General features: G+C 45.1%; 13 protein-coding genes. 11 read left to right on the top strand and 2 right to left on the bottom strand.

Going from position 1 to position 18,759, the window contains the following annotated elements; translation table 11 throughout:
- Positions 1-7 precede the first annotated feature (7 nt).
- The 7 genes from AC58QM_RS28385 to AC58QM_RS28355 all read left to right on the top strand — a co-directional run bounded on the left by AC58QM_RS28385 (position 8) and on the right by AC58QM_RS28355 (position 11,667).
- A complete protein-coding gene (locus AC58QM_RS28385) occupies positions 8-1,138 on the top strand; it encodes a glycoside hydrolase family 88 protein (RefSeq protein WP_497288153.1) in 1,131 nt (376 codons plus the stop codon).
- 292 nt (positions 1,139-1,430) lie between these two features.
- Positions 1,431-4,472, top strand: a complete 3,042-nt coding sequence (locus AC58QM_RS28380; RefSeq protein WP_497288152.1) for a fibronectin type III domain-containing protein — start codon at positions 1,431-1,433, stop codon at positions 4,470-4,472.
- A gap of 97 nt (positions 4,473-4,569) precedes the next feature.
- Positions 4,570-5,526: an ABC transporter permease gene (locus AC58QM_RS28375; protein WP_497288151.1), complete on the top strand. Its 957-nt coding sequence runs from the start codon at positions 4,570-4,572 to the stop codon at positions 5,524-5,526.
- A gap of 11 nt (positions 5,527-5,537) precedes the next feature.
- Positions 5,538-6,428 carry a carbohydrate ABC transporter permease gene (locus AC58QM_RS28370; RefSeq protein ID WP_497288150.1) on the top strand — a complete coding sequence of 297 codons (891 nt, stop codon included), beginning with the start codon at positions 5,538-5,540 and terminating at the stop codon, positions 6,426-6,428.
- A gap of 26 nt (positions 6,429-6,454) precedes the next feature.
- A complete protein-coding gene (locus AC58QM_RS28365; protein WP_497288149.1) occupies positions 6,455-8,044 on the top strand; it encodes a type 2 periplasmic-binding domain-containing protein in 1,590 nt (529 codons plus the stop codon).
- 163 nt (positions 8,045-8,207) lie between these two features.
- Positions 8,208-10,037 (top strand): cache domain-containing sensor histidine kinase, encoded by a 1,830-nt coding sequence (locus tag AC58QM_RS28360; RefSeq protein ID WP_497288148.1) that lies wholly within the window; start codon positions 8,208-8,210, stop codon positions 10,035-10,037.
- Positions 10,027-11,667, top strand: a complete 1,641-nt coding sequence (locus AC58QM_RS28355; protein WP_497288147.1) for a response regulator transcription factor — start codon at positions 10,027-10,029, stop codon at positions 11,665-11,667. Before AC58QM_RS28360 ends, AC58QM_RS28355 begins: the two co-directional genes overlap by 11 nt.
- A 75-nt stretch (positions 11,668-11,742) precedes the next feature.
- Here AC58QM_RS28355 and AC58QM_RS28350 read toward each other — a convergent pair whose 3' ends face one another.
- Positions 11,743-12,579 (bottom strand): helix-turn-helix transcriptional regulator, encoded by an 837-nt coding sequence (locus AC58QM_RS28350; RefSeq protein WP_497288146.1) that lies wholly within the window; start codon positions 12,577-12,579, stop codon positions 11,743-11,745.
- Between the two features lie 133 nt (positions 12,580-12,712).
- Here AC58QM_RS28350 and AC58QM_RS28345 point away from each other — a divergent pair, with 133 nt between their 5' ends.
- Both AC58QM_RS28345 and AC58QM_RS28340 read left to right on the top strand, forming a co-directional pair.
- The gene (locus tag AC58QM_RS28345; RefSeq protein WP_497288145.1) at positions 12,713-13,984 is read left to right on the top strand and encodes an alpha-L-fucosidase; all 1,272 of its coding nucleotides are present in this window, start codon (positions 12,713-12,715) and stop codon (positions 13,982-13,984) included.
- A 13-nt stretch (positions 13,985-13,997) separates the two neighbouring features.
- On the top strand, positions 13,998-15,017 hold the full coding sequence (locus AC58QM_RS28340) for an SGNH/GDSL hydrolase family protein (protein ID WP_497288144.1): 1,020 nt from the start codon (positions 13,998-14,000) through the stop codon (positions 15,015-15,017).
- Positions 15,018-15,119: 102 nt separating this feature from the next.
- On the opposite strand, the gene AC58QM_RS28335 is transcribed toward AC58QM_RS28340, so the two are convergent.
- Entirely contained in the window at positions 15,120-16,385 is a 1,266-nt protein-coding gene (locus AC58QM_RS28335) for a TolB family protein (protein ID WP_497288143.1), read from the bottom strand.
- Positions 16,386-16,536: 151 nt separating this feature from the next.
- On the opposite strand from AC58QM_RS28335, the gene AC58QM_RS28330 reads away from it, so the two are divergent.
- Complete coding sequence (locus AC58QM_RS28330; protein WP_497288142.1) at positions 16,537-17,403, top strand: helix-turn-helix transcriptional regulator; 867 nt, start codon at positions 16,537-16,539, stop codon at positions 17,401-17,403.
- 536 nt (positions 17,404-17,939) lie between these two features.
- Positions 17,940-18,599, top strand: coding sequence for a cyclase family protein (locus tag AC58QM_RS28325; protein WP_497288141.1), 660 nt, complete (start codon positions 17,940-17,942; stop codon positions 18,597-18,599).
- Positions 18,600-18,759 lie beyond the last annotated feature (160 nt).

The raw sequence follows: 18,759 nt of genomic DNA, 5'->3' as shown, positions 1-18,759 counted from the left end.
GTACAACATGAACAATTTATCAATTATCGTTTCATTTATTACTGACAAAACGAGACGTAACGCTGCGAAATACGGAGATCTTCTACCTGCGCATACGAAAGATGGGGTATATGAGTTTTCTGAAAATGGGTTTTGGACAGGTGGCTTTTGGACAGGGTTGAATTGGTTGTCTTATGAATTGACTGGGGATGAAAGTTTTATTCGCACTGCTCGCGACTCGTATCCGCGTCTCTTGAAACGCTTATATGACACACCAGAAACATTGGATCACGATATTGGTTTTCTTTATTCGCTGTCTTTCGTGGCAGATTACAAAATTACAGGGAATCCTGAAGCGCTCAAGGTGGCATTGGATGCAGCAGATCGTTTGGCTGAACGATTTAACGAAAAAGGTCAATTCATCCAAGCATGGAATGTGTGGAAACAAGGAGATCCCTTTAGCGAAGAAAACAGAGGCCGTATTATTATTGATTGCATGTATAATTTACCGCTCCTATTCTGGGCTTCAGAGATAACAGGAAACCAAACATATCGTCAAATTGCAGAGGCGCATGCGAATACGTGCATGAATACGATTATTAGATCAGATTTTACTGCGTACCATACATTTGTAATTGATCCTGTTGCAGGTGAGCCAAAGTTCGGTCAAACGCACCAAGGATATGCGGATGAATCCGTCTGGTCTCGCGGACAAACGTGGGCAATCGGTGGCTATACGCACGCTTATCGCTACACAGGCAATGAAGAGTATCTGAATGTTGCTCGTAATTGCGCGAAAGTATTTCTCGACTCTGTTGAAGCTGATCTGATTCCGATATGGGACTTCTCTGTTCCTGACCCAGAGACGGCTAAGCGTGATAGCTCTGCAGCTGCCATTGCTGCTGCAAGCTTATTGGAACTCGCTAAGTTTGTGGATGGCTCGGAACGAGCTGCTTACGAAACGTATGCCAATCAGGTTGTCCAGAATCTCTTTGAGATGTATTCGACAAATCATGATGAAACACATGAGGGGTTGCTTATTCATGGCTGTGGGCATCATCCCGCAGGCAAGAACATAGATTGCTCACTCATTTACGGAGATTATTATTTTGTGGAAGCTGTAGCCAGGTTACTTGGCAAGACGAAAGTATACTGGTAAGCATTAATAGGATAACTCAACAAATAGAACCTGGCCGTCGGCTGGGTTCTATTTTTTTGATATCAGACAACTCGCATCTAAAAGTAAAGAATTTTACACAATTTTGAAGATTATCGAGCTAGTTTCATCTATCCTTGTCAACTACAATTCAAGTAAACATGAAAAGGAGGGCAGTTATGATCTATAATTTATTTATTGAAAGCGCTTAAATGATTTCTAATTCTTTGCATAACACATTTGACGTGTATGTTTGTTAGAAAAATCTCCACCCATCTAAGGAGGATTGATTATTTTGAAGAAAGCTGGGTTTTTAGGTTTATTATTCCTATTTATTGCATGTTTGGCCGGACAGGGTAGAGCTGAAGCTATTGTAACCACTGTTTCGTCAATTAGCGCATTACAGACGGCAGTGACGAATGCCTCGGCTGGCGAAGAGATCGTTCTGGCTAACGGAATCTATGATAATGATGGAAGCAACGCCATGATCATACTAAGCAATAACCAAGGAACTTCCACCCAACCTATCATTATTCGGGCCGCTACGCCGGGACAAAGTGTATTTACCGGCACAACTGCCATTAGATTGTCAGGTGCCTGGATGGAATTTAGAGATTTTAAATTTGATGTACAGTATGTGGCAGGCAATAGCAATCGGAATGTTATTTCGCTGATTGGAGCGAAAAATATGAAGGTGAAAAACAATTATTTTCTTAACAGTGGTGATACAACCGCTCCAGCCACCCATATTATTAAATTGTTAAACAGCTCCCACGACAATGTGATTGAGTCAAATACATTCGATGGCAACCGCTCAAGTGGTGTCGGTATTCAAATTGGAACGTCCACGCAAACGAATCACGATAATATAATCAGCACGAATTACTTCAGGAATATTCGTTATGTCGGGGATTTGTTTCCTGGCCAAACCAATGGTATGGAGCCTATCCAAATCGGGCAAGCCACCAATAATGATATAACTGGAACGATCGTTGAGCATAACCTGATGGAAAACGTGACTGCTGATGGAGGCGAGATCATCAGTGTCAAATCGAGCGGGAATACCGTCCGCTACAACACATTTCGCGATTCGCCATCTGGGGTCACCCTTCGGTTTGGCAACAGCAATACAGTGAATGGCAACTTTTTTATCCGCACCAAAGAAGGCATACGTGTTTATGGAAGCTCGCATTCCATATTCAATAATTACTTTAAAGATATTACCAATAACGCAATCAATCTGGATGGCGGCGATAATATAGCGAACGGGCATTATGCAGCCGACCAGGTGACAGTGAGTAACAATACGATCGTTAATGCAGGAACTGGAATCAATATTAACAATAGCATGTATCCGATCACGCCAACGGGAATTACCATCCAGAACAATCTGATTCAAACGGATAGAGGCAAAGCTTTTAATGAATATGGTTCTAAGTTAAATAATCTTGCTATTCCGACGTATGCAAAAAATCTTTTTTTCTTAAGCGGGAGCGCTCTCCAAGGTGTTGGAAGAACAGGCATTAACGCTGCTAATCCGAGCCTTACTGGCACGGGTGAAGTGCGCCGGCCGCAATCCTATAGTGTTATAAGCAACTATGGGAATACAGTTACCGGACTGAGCACGGACATGGACGGGCAAACACGCAGCGGTAACCCGGATACAGGAGCAGATGAAATTTCGGGTAGCTCGGTTATATATGGGCCAAGAACCGCAGCAAATACGGGGGCATTATGGGCAAATGGGACGGATCTTCAGGCACCTACGGCTCCAGTAAATGTTACTGCGTCCAGTGTGACTGACACTAGTGCAGTCTTATCATGGACTGCTTCAACAGATAATACGAGTGTAACCGGCTATGATATCTACGTGAGTTCTGTACTCAAGGCAACATCAACAAGCCCCACATACACGATGACTGGTCTTGTGGCCAACAAAACCTACCAAATTACTGTGAAAGCTAAGGATGCTGCAGGCAACCGTTCCCCTGCATCCAATGTAGCGACGGTTGTCACTGCCGCATCGTCCATTGTGGACACGGTTGCTCCAAGTGCGCCTACCAATTTTAAAGCCTTTATGAGAGAGCCTGCCTATATCAGCTTTACATGGTCATCCTCGACTGACAATGTAGGGGTGAGCAGCTATGAAATGTACGATAACGGGGTGTTCGTCTCTTCAAGTGGCTCCTCCGTTAGTTCTATGCAATTAAGAAATGTGGATCCCGATACACACTACTATTCGATTAAAGCCAAGGATGCGGCAGGCAATTTGTCTGCAGAGAGCAACGTAGTATGGGTAACTTCATCCGGGCGTACCATCGCTCTGAATGGAAGCGCCGATCGCTATTTAGAGTCAGAATGGAATAGCTTTAAGACAGGTAACATTTCTTTAGTCAGCGATTCCGCTACTTCCAGCGGGAGCTACATGAAGATCAATAACGGAAACGGGGATGAGAATACAAACGTTCGGATGGAATATAGCCTCAATGTCAGCAATGGGGGCACTTTTTATTTATGGCTGTTGGGCAAAGGTGTCGACGCTAGCAGCAATAAGGTTTATGTCCAGGTTGATGGAGATACGAGAATTGAACATACACTAACGACCGCAGCATGGGGATGGACAAAGTCAGCCTCACCAATTACATTACCGGATGGTTGGCACTCGTTGAAAATCATTAATAAATTGGACGGCACTCAGATTGATAAGCTGATGCTGACCAAAAGCAGTGTGACTGTACCTAGCGGAATAGCGGATACGCCACTGGCTGTCGTTAATGATGGCGTCGCACCAACGGCACCTGCCAGCTTGGCTGCCACCTCAATTACAAGCAACTCGGCCCAGCTGAATTGGACCAGCTCTACAGACAATGTAGCCGTAAAACGTTATCTTGTCTCTAACAATGGAACCGAACTCATAGCCTCTACGACAGTAAATTCCTTGGCTTTGACCGGGTTGACTGCTAATACAACTTACAGTCTGACTGTATTGGCAAATGATGCCGCAGGCTTCATCTCACCCAATAGCAATACCTTGACGTTTACTACGGCTGCAGATTCAACAGCACCAACCGTTCCAACCAATCTGGTGTCGGATTCCCAAACCTCTACGAGTGTACACATTCATTGGACGTCATCCATCGATGATACCGGAGTCAAAGAATACGACATATACCGTAACGGAGTTAAGGTGAGCACGACCTCAACACCATTGGTTTACAGTTCTACGTTCTCTGGACTGACACCGAACACCAGCTATACCTTCAAGGTAGTCGCCAGAGATTTTGCCGGGAACGTGTCCGCTGCTAGCACGACCATGACTGTTTCAACGTTGCCTTGATCTAAGATTATTACACATTTTTGAAGAATGCATGGCTAGTTCCTCCTGTAGTCCCATCTTATAATTGAGATAGAAGATGACAAACAGGAGGGACGAAATGCTTAGTGAACGCACAAGTACGATGAAAATATCGAGTGTCACCAAAATAAAAAGAACCTACTCTCGAAGCTTAATACAGAACAAATGGCTATACCTGATGATGGTTCCTGGCGTTGCATTTTACATTATCTACAAGTACATCCCGATGATGGGATTATTGATTGCCTTCCAGGATTACAACATTATGAAGGGCATTATGGGCAGCCCTTGGGTAGGTTTTAAGCATTTTGAAACGATTTTTAACAGCCCGGATTTCTATGTTCTGCTTCGCAATACCATGGTGATCAGTCTTTATAAAATTGTGTTTGGCATGCTGCCGGATATTGCTATGGCACTTGCCTTGAACGAGATTCGCTCCCCTTGGTTCAAAAGAACGATTCAGACCATCACTTATGCACCGCATTTCTTATCCTGGGTAATTATATACGGCTTGGTGATGGCGTTCCTAGCTACAGATTCTGGTTTGGTCAATCAATGGATTCGCGGTTCTGGTGGGGAGTCCATCAATTTCTTGACCTCCAACAGCTGGTTCCGGCCCTTGCTGATTTTAACGGAAATATGGAAGGATACTGGCTTTGGGGCTATCATCTATCTGGCTGCCTTGACGGGCATCGACCCGCAATTGTATGAAGCAGCGATTGTAGATGGAGCTGGGCGCTGGAAACAAATCTGGCATATTACGCTGCCGGGCATTCGCAATGTGATTGTCTTGCTGCTGCTGTTGAAAATCGGGCATATCCTCGATGCCGGCTTCGGCCAAATCTATATTTTCTTAAACACTCGAGTCTATGAGACAGGAGATATTATCGACACCTGGGTATTCCGCCGGGGACTGGAAAGTATGGAATTCAGCTTTGCCTCTGCAGTCGGTTTTTTCAAATCCTTCGTTGGTTTGGTGCTTGTACTTGGGGCTAATAAGCTAGCCAAAAAATATAGCGATTCGGGAATCTGGTAGGAGGAGTACGTATGTCATTAGTTGTCATTAAAACAAAAACGGATCGTGCTCTGGACATCCTGCTGTATACTGTCCTTACTTTAGCTGGTCTGGTAACGCTGTTTCCCTTTTATTATGTCATCATTATGTCCGTGACCCCGATTATTGAAGTGTTAAAAAATGGTGGTTTCGTGCTAATGCCTACAACGTTTACGCTGGTTGCTTACAAGGCCATATTTCAAAGTGCACTGGTTCCGCGAGCTTTACAAATAACGGCTATCATCACCATAGTCGGTACGGCCTGCAATTTGCTGGTGACCACACTGCTTGCGTATCCCTTGTCAAAGAAGTGGCTGCCGGGAAGAAATATAGTGCTAATGATGATTGTATTTACCCTAATATTCACCGGTGGCATGATTCCTACTTATCTGGTAGTCAAGCAGACGGGCTTGCTCAACAGCATATGGGCCTTAATCATTCCATCGGTTGTTTCTACCTTCAACCTGTTGATTATGAAATCTTTCTTCGAAAGTTTATCGGAAGAAATTCAGGATGCAGCCAAAATTGATGGCTGTAATGATATGCAAGCGCTCTATCACATCGTGCTGCCACTGTGCAAGCCGATCCTGGCGACCTTGATGTTGTTCTATGGAGTAACACACTGGAATGAATTTTTTAATGGCATCATGTACATGAGTGATCCGAAGAATTATCCGCTTCAGGTGGTGCTGCGCAATATGCTGCAGCAGCCGCAGGTCAGTCAGGAATTGCTTGCCTTAAATCCGGAGGCGCGGGTGGAATTGCCACCGGAGACGCTAAGAATGGCTTTGGTGGTCGTCTCGACATTGCCTATGCTGGTGATCTACCCCTTTATTCAAAAGCATTTTACCAAAGGTATGATGCTGGGTGCGATTAAAGGGTGACAAAATATATTGATGGGGGTTTTTAGATGAATCGAAAGTGGAAAACAGGTATGATTTCATTACTGATGCCGCTAGTTGTGATTGCAGGCTGCTCGACGAAGGAAGGAACAACAGAACCCGCAGCTACAGGGACCGGACCGTCAGCAAAAGCCTCAAAAAAATATACGATTGAGGTGTTTCAGCAGAATGCCGGCTCGGTAACTCTTCCCCCGGCCGATCAGGATTTTGTCAAAAAAGCGATCGATGAGAAGCTGAACATTGATTTGAAAATAACATTTATGCCTGCTGGCCCCGACTATACGAACAAATTGAATGTGCGTTTCGCTTCTGGTGATGTACCGGATCTATTCACCATCGGAGGCCGAGAAATACAAACTTATGCCAACAATGGGTCTTTGACTCACTTATCAAGTTATTTAAATGATAAATATTTGCCGAATTATTTGAAATGGGCGGATGCCCCCTTACTGAAGGCGGAGCGGGACAAGAACAACCCAATGGGCTTTTGGGCCATGAGGCCGTATGCGAAGACCGAATATTCAACCTGGTATATCCGTAAGGATTGGCTAGACAAGCTTGGATTGAAGGTACCCAGCAACAATGATGAGCTACTGAATGTCATGCGGGCCTTTACGTTTAAAGATCCAGATGGAAACGGCAAGCAGGATACTTATGGATTCACGGCTACTGGTAATGGTGAACAGGTCGGGCAGGAATGGCCGATGTGGGCTAAATACGGAATGATGGGTACGTTTACGAACGATGGCAAGCATGTTAAGGATAATCTGGTTGCACCTGAAACTGGAAAAGTATTAGCCGAGATTAAGGCTGTTATCGATGAGAAAATCGTGGATCCTGATTGGTTCCTCAACAAAGGCGAAGCTGTGTTTGAGAAATTTGCTCAAGGCAAGGTAGGGATCGTAAACTCGCGGGGCATTAACAATTTTCTAGAGGGCAATCCGAACAGCTTCTTAAACAAAGGTAGAAAAATTAACCCCAAATTTGATATCGTGGCTTTTAATCCATACCCCGACCAAGCGACATGGGTAGAAGCGACTGGCAACACAGGATGGGCGATTCCCAAGGCGGTTGCTGACAAGGATCCAGACAAGGTACTGCGTATTCTTCAGCTAGTTGATTATTTGTGCAGTGAAGAAGGCTATCTGCTAACGCATTATGGCAAGCAGGATGTGCATTACAAGCGCGATGGCAACAAAATTTTACCTAATATGGTGGAGCTTGATAAAATAGCGAAAGAACAAGGCGATTTCTTGAAAATTTACGGAGCATTTTCCCCTACTGAGAGCGAAGCCAGACAAATTGGGCTTGACATTGTTAATCCCAATTTGACCGATCGTGACCGAGAACTTTATAAGCAGCTGGCCACTTATAAAAGGGCTCCGTATTCCAATGGTATTCAAGTGACGCCACCAGACGGCATCAATATTGCGGATTTCCGTAAGCAGCAGAATGTGTTTCACACCAAAATTGTGTTTGGCGAAATCCCGATCGAGAAATGGCCGCAATTGAGCGATGAGCTGATGAACAAATATCGTGGCAAAGAAATTTTCGCTAACTACGAGAAGCAAATGCGTGAGGCAGGCGTTTTAGAATAAATTGCCATAACAATATGGGGAGAGGGCTATTCATGCCTCTCCTTTTTCGAATAGGAAGATACCACAAACCAATTAGAAATGCATAGGTCATGCCCGATTTTTATGATACAATGTAAGGGTTTACATAGTAGGCTATAGATGGCACGCTACAGGAGGTACAAGGATGCCCACAAGAGCAAATCGGCTTCATTTTTTATTTACGAGCATCGGAACGAAGCTCTTTTTGATAACCTTCTTTTCGTTTTTGCTGGGGCTTTTATTGGTAGGAGGCATCGCATTTTACAATAATTCGGCTATTATTAAGCAAAATCAGGAAGAGTCGTTACAGCTATTGATGGGGCAGGTAGAGGGGTATCTGCAAATACATATGACAGCGATCCAGGAAAATTTATTATTTTTGACAGATAAAGAAATTTTCGATTCGCTCAAGTTAACTGATTACCAGGTACTGATGGAAAATATGGTTAAGCTGCACCCGGATACGATCAAGAGCATTTATTTAATTGTTGACGGCGAATACAATATTAGTGCCCCACAGTCAATGAAATATTTCGTGAACAAGGAGCAAATGGCAGAGGTATATAATCAAGCGAGGTTATGGGGCTTCTGGTGGAGCCAGCCTTATATATCGTCCTTTTCCAAAAAAACGATTACTGCCGCAAAAACAATTGAGTCTGCGAAAGTTAAGGGAGTGATCGCCATTGACCTGAACGTAGACAATCTGGCCAGCTCTTTAACCGTGCCCACGCTCAAGAAAAAAATGGATTTGTACCTGTTGTCACGAACTGGAGAATTGATCTCCACCAATACGCCGATGACCTTTGAGGAGAAAACAAACGGAGACCATCCGATGGTTCATATGATCAAGGATAAGGTCAGAAACAATGATTTGGAATTCGACCATGTGGACCTGCCTGATGGGCGGTATAAGATATTAAAAAGCAACCGTAACCGCTGGGATTGGGTTGTATTTGCCGCCATTAATGAGATGGAGGTTTATGAGATTCTACAGGTAGTCAAGAAGCAATATGTGTTGATGCTGTCGCTCTGGATTTTGCTTTCCTTGGCTATTTCCTATTGGCTTGGCCGGTACTTCCGCGCCCCGATCAAAGAGATTTCCAGGCAAATGAACTATGGAGCTTTAGGGAATTTGGAGCACCGCATCGATATGAAACGGATGGATGAATTCAGTTATGTAGTCGGCGGCTACAATAAGTTGATGGATCGGATCGGTACCTTATTTAAAGATCTACAGCTCATGGAGGATCAAAAAAGGTACCATGAGTTAAAAGTGTTGCAATCGCAGATTAATCCTCACTTTTTATATAATGCGCTGAATACGATTTATTGCTTGGTTGAAACTGAAAGAGTCAAGGAAATCGGTTCTGTTATTCAATCATTGGTCAGCATTTTGCGTTTCTCTATTGATAAGATCGATGAGGTAGTACTTCTGAAATTTGAAGTGGAATGTGTATGGAAATACGTGGACCTGATGAAGCTGCGGTTCGGAGATATTTTTGATATGGACATCATTATTCCAGAGCCGTTCGAGCAGGCGTATATTCCGAAGCTTACGCTGCTTACTTTAATTGAAAATTCGATATTCTATGGCTTGAACAAGCCGGATGAACGCAATCATATTATTATAATGGCTTACCAGGAGCAGCCTGGAATCATTTGCTTTGAGGTGTCGGATACGGGCCCTGGCATTGAGGAGGAAATGATTCGAAGATTGATTGTTAAGGAAGCTTCCAATGAATTCTTAAAGGATTCCTCACTGCTGGATCGTCCGGACAAGGAACGAAAGGGTTTAAATAATTTAGGCATACGCAACATCCATGAAAGGATTCAGCTGCATTTTGGCAAGCAGTTTGGCTTGGATATTGAAAGCAGCCTGGGTGAAGGGACGCGAGTGATGGTGCGTCTGCCCTTCAGATCCGCAGAGCGGAACAGCAGGCAAATAGAAATGGGGCAGAGACGGGATGCCAATTAAAGTACTCATTGTGGACGACGAACTACCAGTTCGTGAACGTTTCACCCAGCATATTCCTTGGGAGGAGCATGGCTTTGCATGCATCGGTGCAGCCGGGCATGGACAAGAAGCGTTAACGATGATGGAAAAGGAGCTTCCGCATCTGTTATTGGTCGATATCACCATGCCTATCATGGATGGATTGGAGCTTGCGGAGCTAGTACGAAAACGTTGGCCGGAGATATCGATTATTTTTTTGACGGCTCATTCCGAGTTTCACTACGCACGCCAGGCACTTCTTCTTGGAGCCAAAAACTATTTGCTGAAAATCGCCTTATCGAAAGAACAAATTATTGCGGCCTGTCAGGCAGCTGTGGAAGATTTAAAGTTTATATTGAAGGATAAGGCAGGCAAGACGGTGACCATGGATAGGGCAGAGGATTCGGAACAAAAGTCCATATATCATTCATGGAAGAGACGTGAAACGCTAATTGATCATTGGTGGGAGAGCAATGCGCATCAGAGAAAAGGTATTTGGAGTGAGATCAGTAAAGAGCTATCCACTGAGTTAAAGCGCCATGTGGCTGTGTTATGGATAGGTATAGATGTATTCGAGGAGCTTTGGAATCAATCAACTTGCCCTATTGGCGAGACTATCCATAAACAGCAAGAGCTAGCAGCGGGGATCGAAGCTCTAGCTACAGCTGACCAGGAACTAATTGTATTTCCAGTCGGGAAGACGAAGCTGCTTTGTGTTATAACCAGCGATGCTGATGCAAGCTCGAACAACTTTGAAGCTGCCCTCTACCAAACAGCACAGGTACTGTTGGCCAGGGATGGCGACGTTAAGCTATATATATGGAATAGCGGCAGCTTGGTAGGTGAGACTGCCGAGATGAGTACACAAATTTCGGAGGGGCTAGAGAAGCTAAGCCGATACTTTTATGAAAGGCAAGATTATACCTCATTGCATTCCACGCTAGTAAATGTGAATTTGCAGGAAATCAGTGTGATAGAGCAGGTGGAGTTACTTTCGAAGGCTACAAAAGCTTTTTATGGCGGTGGTGCGGTTATGTTACAGGAGGTTGTCCAACAGCTGACTACGCTTCCGCTGGGGGCATCGCCGTATTCACCTGCCCAGCTTATTCGACTATCTGGCGATATCATGCTGAAATGCCCGTGGCTGGAACAGGATTCGAGCCTCATTCAATTTCACCAAATGCTGCTGTTTATCGAGCGCTGGGACGACTTTATCCGTTGGTGGAACCGTGTGTTTGATTTGTTGACGGACCCAAAGCTTCATCCCGAAATGAATGTGACACGTTGGGAGGTCCAGCAGGTTTGCCAGTACATCCATGAAAATTATATGAAGGAGATTAGGCTGCCGGATTTATCCGAGCGGGTTGGCCTCAACACCATCTATTTGGGACAATTGTTCAAACAGATTACGGGCGAATACTTTAATGATTACCTGCACCGCACCAGGATGCAGAAAGCCCAGCAGTTGCTGCGGCAATCAGGCAAGAAGGTATATGAGGTTGCAGCAGAGGTTGGCGTTTCGGACTACCGTTATTTTTGCAAGCTATTTAAAAAACATATAGGCATCTCCCCCTCTGAGTATAAACATAAATATGTTGGCAACATGCGATAGCTGGAAAATGCATCAGCTAGCTCAAAGCATAATAAAAAGGGATAACGGTCTACGTTATCCCTTTTTGGTTTATCTTTACTTCTTGGTGAGGTCGTGCACGAGCATTCGGCGAAACTCCCTAGGCGAAAAGCCGGTAGCGTTTTTGAACATTGTTGAAAAATTATGATGTTCAATGCCGACGGCTTGGGCAATGCTGCCGATGGATTGGTCAGACGCCAGCATGGCACGTGCCTTTTCCATTCGCAAGCGATTAATATATTGAATGGGTGAGCAGCCAAGTACGGAATGAAAGCTGCGAATAAAGTAATTGGGGTGGTAATGAACCAGGTCGGCAAGCTGTTCGACACTAATCCTATCTTGCAGGTGCCCTTCAATATATTCAAGAACACGTCCCATTTTCTGGGTGGAGGCTGAAGGGGAGGCTGTCTCCTCAAAGCTTTGATCGACAACCATCCCCAAAAGATGCAGTAAAGAGGCTTTTATATCGAGAATCGTACCTAGTCCCGAACTGCTTATACCACGTACTATTCGCTCGAACCAAACTTCGACCTCCGATGATGAGGGGACGTCTATACAAACCGGGAACCGATACATCTCGAATAGATCACGATTTCCAACACGAGCTGTAAAGTGGCACCAATATTTATTAAAGGTATTGTCGTTAACCGTGGAATAGGACTGTAAAGTATGACAAGGCATTAGTACAAGTTGACCTGGCTTAGGATGATAGACAGCGCCATCAACTTCAATACGTCCTTCGCCACTCCGAATATAATATAAGCGGTTAAAACTGTGAACAAAATTGCGGCGCTGCCAGTCAGGGCCGACAGTTTGCAGATTGGCGATGATGACGTCCACCTGGATGTTGGTCAACACATTACGAAGCGAATGGTAGGTTGACAGATCTGACAAGTTCAGCACTCATTTCTTAATAATGAAGTTAGTATTCACTACAAATAGGTTAACAAATCGAAAGATTGCTGTAAATAGAAAAGGTATGATTGAAGCGTAGTCAGTAGTTATAACAACTAACAGGGGGTTAAACATGTTACCAAGATTTCATGATGCGCGAGACCGTTTTTTCGAACTAAGATTCGGCATGTTTGTCCATTGGGGCTTGTATGCGATCCCTGCATGGCACGAACAACTTCTATGGAGGGGCAATATTACCAGAAGCAAATATGAACAATTCATTCATGAATTCAATCCGCAGGAATTCGACCCAAACGCGTGGATTGATCTAGCCGAAGAAGCTGGCATGCAGTATTTATGTTTTACGACGAAGCATCATGACGGCTTCTGTATGTGGGATACTGCACATTCGGAATACAAGGTGACGAATACACCCTACGGTAAAGATGTGTTAGCGATGTTAGCGGAGGCATGCCAGAAGCGGAACTTTCCGCTAAGCCTTTATTACTCTTGTCCAGATTGGCATCACCCGAATTATCCTAACCTTGGTCGACATCATGAAATGTTCGGGCCCCGTCCTGGAGATGAACCGGATATTGAACGATATTACGAGTATGTGAAGAAACAGTTGCAGGAACTTCTCACACAATATGGTCCGATCTATCAGTTCTTCTGGGATGTCAATGTAGCTGAATACCACAATCCAGCGCTGAATGAATTTGTACGGTCGTTACAGCCGGACATTCTTATCAATAACCGTGGACCAGATAAAGGTGATTACAGCACACCCGAGAGGCATGTGCCTGATGGCGGATATTTCCGGACGCCGACAGAAGCTTGTCAATCTTTAGGACGAGAAAGCTGGGGGTACCGCAAGGATGAAGATTACTATTCATCCAAGTTCCTTATGCAGAGTATGGATAAAATCATGGCTATGGGCGGAAATTATTTGCTGAATGTGGGTCCTACCGCGAATGGTGAGATCGTGCAGGATAATGTGGATACACTGAGACGTATTGGTCGTTGGTATAAGAAGGTGAAGGAAGCGTTAGTTGATGTAACTCCTGCTTCTTACTTAGGCGGGAAAGACGAGTTCATCGACGGGAATGAAGTAGCTAACCGTGTTCTCCGTGAAGAGGTGCTGCTGACTCGCAGAGGTAACACCATCTATGCTCACGCCTATCGTGATTTGCAAAGCTCAACCATCATCTTGAAGCCACTGAATATGCTACCCAAGCGTGCTGTCTTGCTAAATGATGGACGGGAGTTGGAGACAGCCGTAGAGCAACTGCCTTGGTATTGGCGGGAGAGGCCTTACCTAAGGATTCGCAATCTGCCAGTTAATGAGATCACGGATGAGGTGCTTGTGGTAAAGCTGGAGTTCGATGACGATGTAGCTGAATAGGAGGAGGATCACGATGCAGTTTGAATCTATTGAACTTCATAATGTTGCAGAGGCGGAGGAAAACAAGCTTATACATGGCTTGACACTACAACGTTATCCGAAGGCAGTTCGCGAAGCGATGAGCGAACGTGGAGGCTTCGTTTCACAACAGGCCAGTGGATGTGAAATGAGGTTTGTTACGGATTCCCAGAATGTTCGGATATCTTTAACAGCTGTTGAAGGTGATGGAGAGGTTATCGTCTATCAGGGTGACTTTTACCATTCTCAATATACGCTGAGAAGCGGTGTACAACACACCTTGCATCTCGTACAGCGGCTAGACACTAGCAAAGTAAATCTTGATGCCATCACAAAGAAGCGCTTTGCACCACAAGTATGGCGCGTCATCACGGGACGCTATGCAGTGAGGTTTCACGGAATTGAGGTATTCAACGATTCCGTTCGTCCGCCGTTGCCAGATGAGGTGCCCGCTGTTCGCTGGCTCGCTTATGGTTCTTCGATAACTCACGGAAGTTCCGCCGTGCATAATTACAATGCTTATGTGCATAAGGCTGCACAACGATTAGGCATTGATGTTTTGAACATGGGGCTAAGTGGTGCCTGCATGTGCGAGCAGCAGGTAGCCGACTACTTATCTTCGCGAACCGACTGGGACATTGCTACGCTGGAGATTGGTGTGAATATGAGGAACTCTTATTCGCCAGAGCAATTTCGGGAACGTGCGGAATATTTGATTCAAGCCATGTGTTCGAAGCATCCAAATAAGCCTGTTGTGGTCATAACTGTATTCCTAAACGCGTCTACATATGACAGCAAAGGAACTACAGTTGGCCAGAATCAGGCAGCATTCAACGCCATTCTTCGTGAGATTGTCGCTAGTAGCAAGTACCCCAAACTTTATCTGCTGGAAGGCAATGAAATTTTGACCGACTTCGCGGGACTCACTTGTGATCTCATTCATCCCTCAGATTATGGGCATGAACTTATGGGAGAAAATTTAAGTAGGATGCTTGGCCTTATATTAGAAAAATAAAGATTACGACTTACAACATGAAGCATAATAATATGTCAAATAGCTTGCCGACGATTCGGCAAGCTATTTCCTATGTGCGACTAGTGTTAGCGAGTACTTTAGTTACATCACTTCGCCTAAATCAGCAATAAATACTCGCCGTGCTCCGTTAACATAGCCATTAAACACAATATGGCGATGATCAGGAGCCCAAGCGGGATGAGCATCTACGCGAAGTGAGCCGTTGAGGTTCGAAGCGGCATGGGCGACATTTATCCGTACTAGTGTTTGCTCGGAGTTTGTCTGAAGATCAATCCAACGCAGCGGTATGGTGCCGTCTCCAAATGAAGTTGACTCTCCGGCATACGTATCTGTTAGTATGTGACGGCCGTTCGGATGGACGGTCGGATGACCGGAGCCAGGCATATCATCTGTGATTGTACACAAATTTGTTCCATCATATCGGACACGGACAAGCTTCATCTGTTTGTCTCCATGAATGGCTAAGTTCATGGAGAGATGCTCGCCATCTGGAAACCAGTTAATATGATGGCCACCTTTTTCCCATTGCTCAGGGCCTACCGCAACACATACATCGGTTCCATCCGGCTTCATTGTCAGCACCCAAAAGTCAAGATGCTGCTTGATCTGATTCCAGGGCTGAGTTTCTTGGGAATGGAACCAACGCATGGTAAAGATCAGCCGGTCCCCCTGAGGATTAAATTTACAATGGAACCCATAACATTCGCCATGCTCGTACTTTCCTTTGTCTATTTGAGGAACAGCACGTTCAAAAATCTCCCGGATTGAGATGACTAGTGATCGCTTGCCTGTCTTTGTATCGGTCATAAACAAACCATCGTCAGCACGAAATCCGAAATTTCGCGCGACTCGTTCGTCAGGAATGACGACCCCGTATCCGTTCTGAGTCCGTCGCATGGTCACTGTATTGGCACAAATGATTTGATTTCCGTCTGGAGATATACGGTAAATAGAGCCCTCCAATTTACGCGTCACACCAGTAAGTGGGTCCATACAGACAATATAGGGTTCCCAGTTCGAAGTGTCTACGTTGTTAAAATAGAGGGAATGATCATCTGCGCCCCAATTAATATTAGCCCCCAATTGATACTCCCAACCAAAAGTCTGTGCAATAACCTTCTCTTCAGCGGTATGCAAATCAACAAGAACAACATCGGCGGCTTCGCCGGGCATATTGACACGGTCATTATCGGGCATACGGAGTACGGCTAGATACTGGCCAGATGGACTGACCGGAGAGGTGTCAAAGAAACGATGCAATCCGCCTCCTTCTCCAGGTGTTACGCACCAGACAGGCACGCTTGGATTGTACTCGGTGTATCGTGGGAATTTCTCGCTAATCCGCATATGGCTTGTTCTCCTTTTCGTAAATACGAAGTCAACTTTCCTTCCTAAAGTATATAAAATACGGCAGTGTTCTTCTTTGTCTGAGATTATGACATTTTTACCTCAGATTACGATATAATACCGATTACAGAGACATAAGAAGGGGGAAGGCATGAGTAACTTTGGGATTCATCTATTGTGGACGGCGCGTTATGATTATGAAAAAGGCGAAAATAGGAATCTGCATCAGCATGCCTTTCATCAAATTTTTTGGATTGCTAGCGGCAGCGGAGTATTTCAATGTGAAGACGTTATATTCGAGCTGGAGCCTGACACTATTTTCTTTATAAAACCGAATCAATTGCATGGATTGACAGCCGTTGATCATGTGAAAACCTTGGACATTAAATTTCAGATTGTATCGGAAGAACTTGAAAGCGCTACAGGGCAAATACCTGCGCAGATGCGCATTCGCAATAAAGAGGTAGCGCGGCTTCTTGAACTTGTACGCAGCGAGGGGCTGCAACGACAAAGTTATTTTCGAGAGTTGGCAGCTCTTCATCTGGCTGAGCTACTCTATGTATTGACACGGGCTGCTGAGCACTTGGAAAATGATGCACAATCAAATATTTTGGAGGCTCGTTCCTTGGCACCTCGAGTTTCCAATGCCAATGCCACAGCAGCGGAAAAAGCAGAGCAATGGATCTTGGAGCATGCGGATCAGGATTGGACGATTACGGAAATGTCCAAGAAGCTTGGATATAGCCCAAGTTATATGTGCCAGCTTTTCAAAGATTATAAAGGTCTTACAATCGCAGCTTTTCTGAAGGAAGTCCGGATTCAGCGGGCCAAGGAATGGATGGCATATTCAGACTGCAGTATCAAGCATATTGCGCAAACGGTAGGGTTCAAAACGGTGCATCATTTCACACGCGTATTTAAGGAAGTAGAAGGAATTACACCCGGGCAGTGGATTGCTCGGGAGATTTCAGGCATTCGAAATGGGATTTTTTTTGATGATACTAATAATTGTCTTTAAGAATCACTCTACACGGGGGTACTCCAGTTGAAATATTGTAACACCATGAGAGAAAACAGAAGAAGCTCAGTCAATTGTTATTACATCGGTAGGAAAGCACCTCTGTGAGAAACAGGAAGGACTTAAGAAAAAAGCACTCGTAGACAGAACTGATTATGGTTTCGAGACTAACTCTAGCTAGGCAGATTCTTGCAAGTTATCAAGAATGACAGTAGTTATTTTTTATTAGGGACGAAAAGAACTTATATTGTGTATGACAACATTATTGATAATCTATCAATTGCACCTCGAAATGCTCGCTGTGAGCTTTATGATACAACGCCTCTTCCAATTGGGAGAGGTATTTTTTTTTATAAGAAAAATTATTTTGTAATTACAAAAATATTCAGAGTATTTACCGAAAACGTCTTGAACAAAAACATGGATAATGTTAAATTAAAATTATTAATTGATATACTGAATTTATTTTTGTTATTACAAAAATAATGGGATTTGAATGTAGGCAAGGAGGTGACTCGCCTCATTGGGGGCATGCCATGATACTGGACATTACAGGACCAATTCGAAATGGGATGTGGACATATGGCGACCCACTTCCTTCGGTAGAAATCGAACAAGTGGCAACGCTCGAGGGTGAAGGTTGGAAAGGCCACCGTTTACAGCTGCACACATTGGCCGGAACGTACATCGAGTCAGCTGATCACCTGCTGCCGGGGAGGAAGACGATCGGCGAGCTGCCAGTCGAGAGTTTCGTCCGCCGTGCGTGGGTAGCACAATTATCGGATAAGCGGGAGCTGGAGACAATTACGGCGACGGAACTTGCGGCAGCTTGTGAGGGTCATGCCCACCGACCGGGGGATGCGCTGCTGATCGCGACCGGTTGGGATAGGCGATGGCAGGAGCCTGGGTTCGTCACGCATTGCCCGTTCTTTACGAATGAAACGATGAACTGGGTGATCGAACGGGATGTCGGGCTGCTGGGGGTGGATGTTCCTTGCATACAGGATCCCCGCTCGGACGACGGGACGCTGGGCCGGCAGTTTTTCCAGCAGGAGAGATTATTGCTTGCGCCGCTAGTCGGCTTGCGGCAGGCGGCATCGGGGCCGTGGACGCTAGCGGCGTTGCCGCTGTCCATCCCCGGCGTCTGCGGCGCGCCTTGTCGGGCGATCCTTATGCCAATCCCGGACGGAGGATGACTGGCTCTATGAACATGCAGGTAACTACAGAAGAGCTTGCGCAAAGGAAGCAGGCCCTGCTCGAAGCGAAGGCCGAGCACGGATGAGATACAATTCGATTCGTCGTTCGCATCCACGGACCTGAGAATCTTACTCGGTTTGACGAAGGTTGGTAAACAAA

This window comes from Paenibacillus sp. J22P165 (genome assembly GCF_059692015.1).
This window is presented reverse-complemented; position numbering and strand designations above follow the sequence as displayed.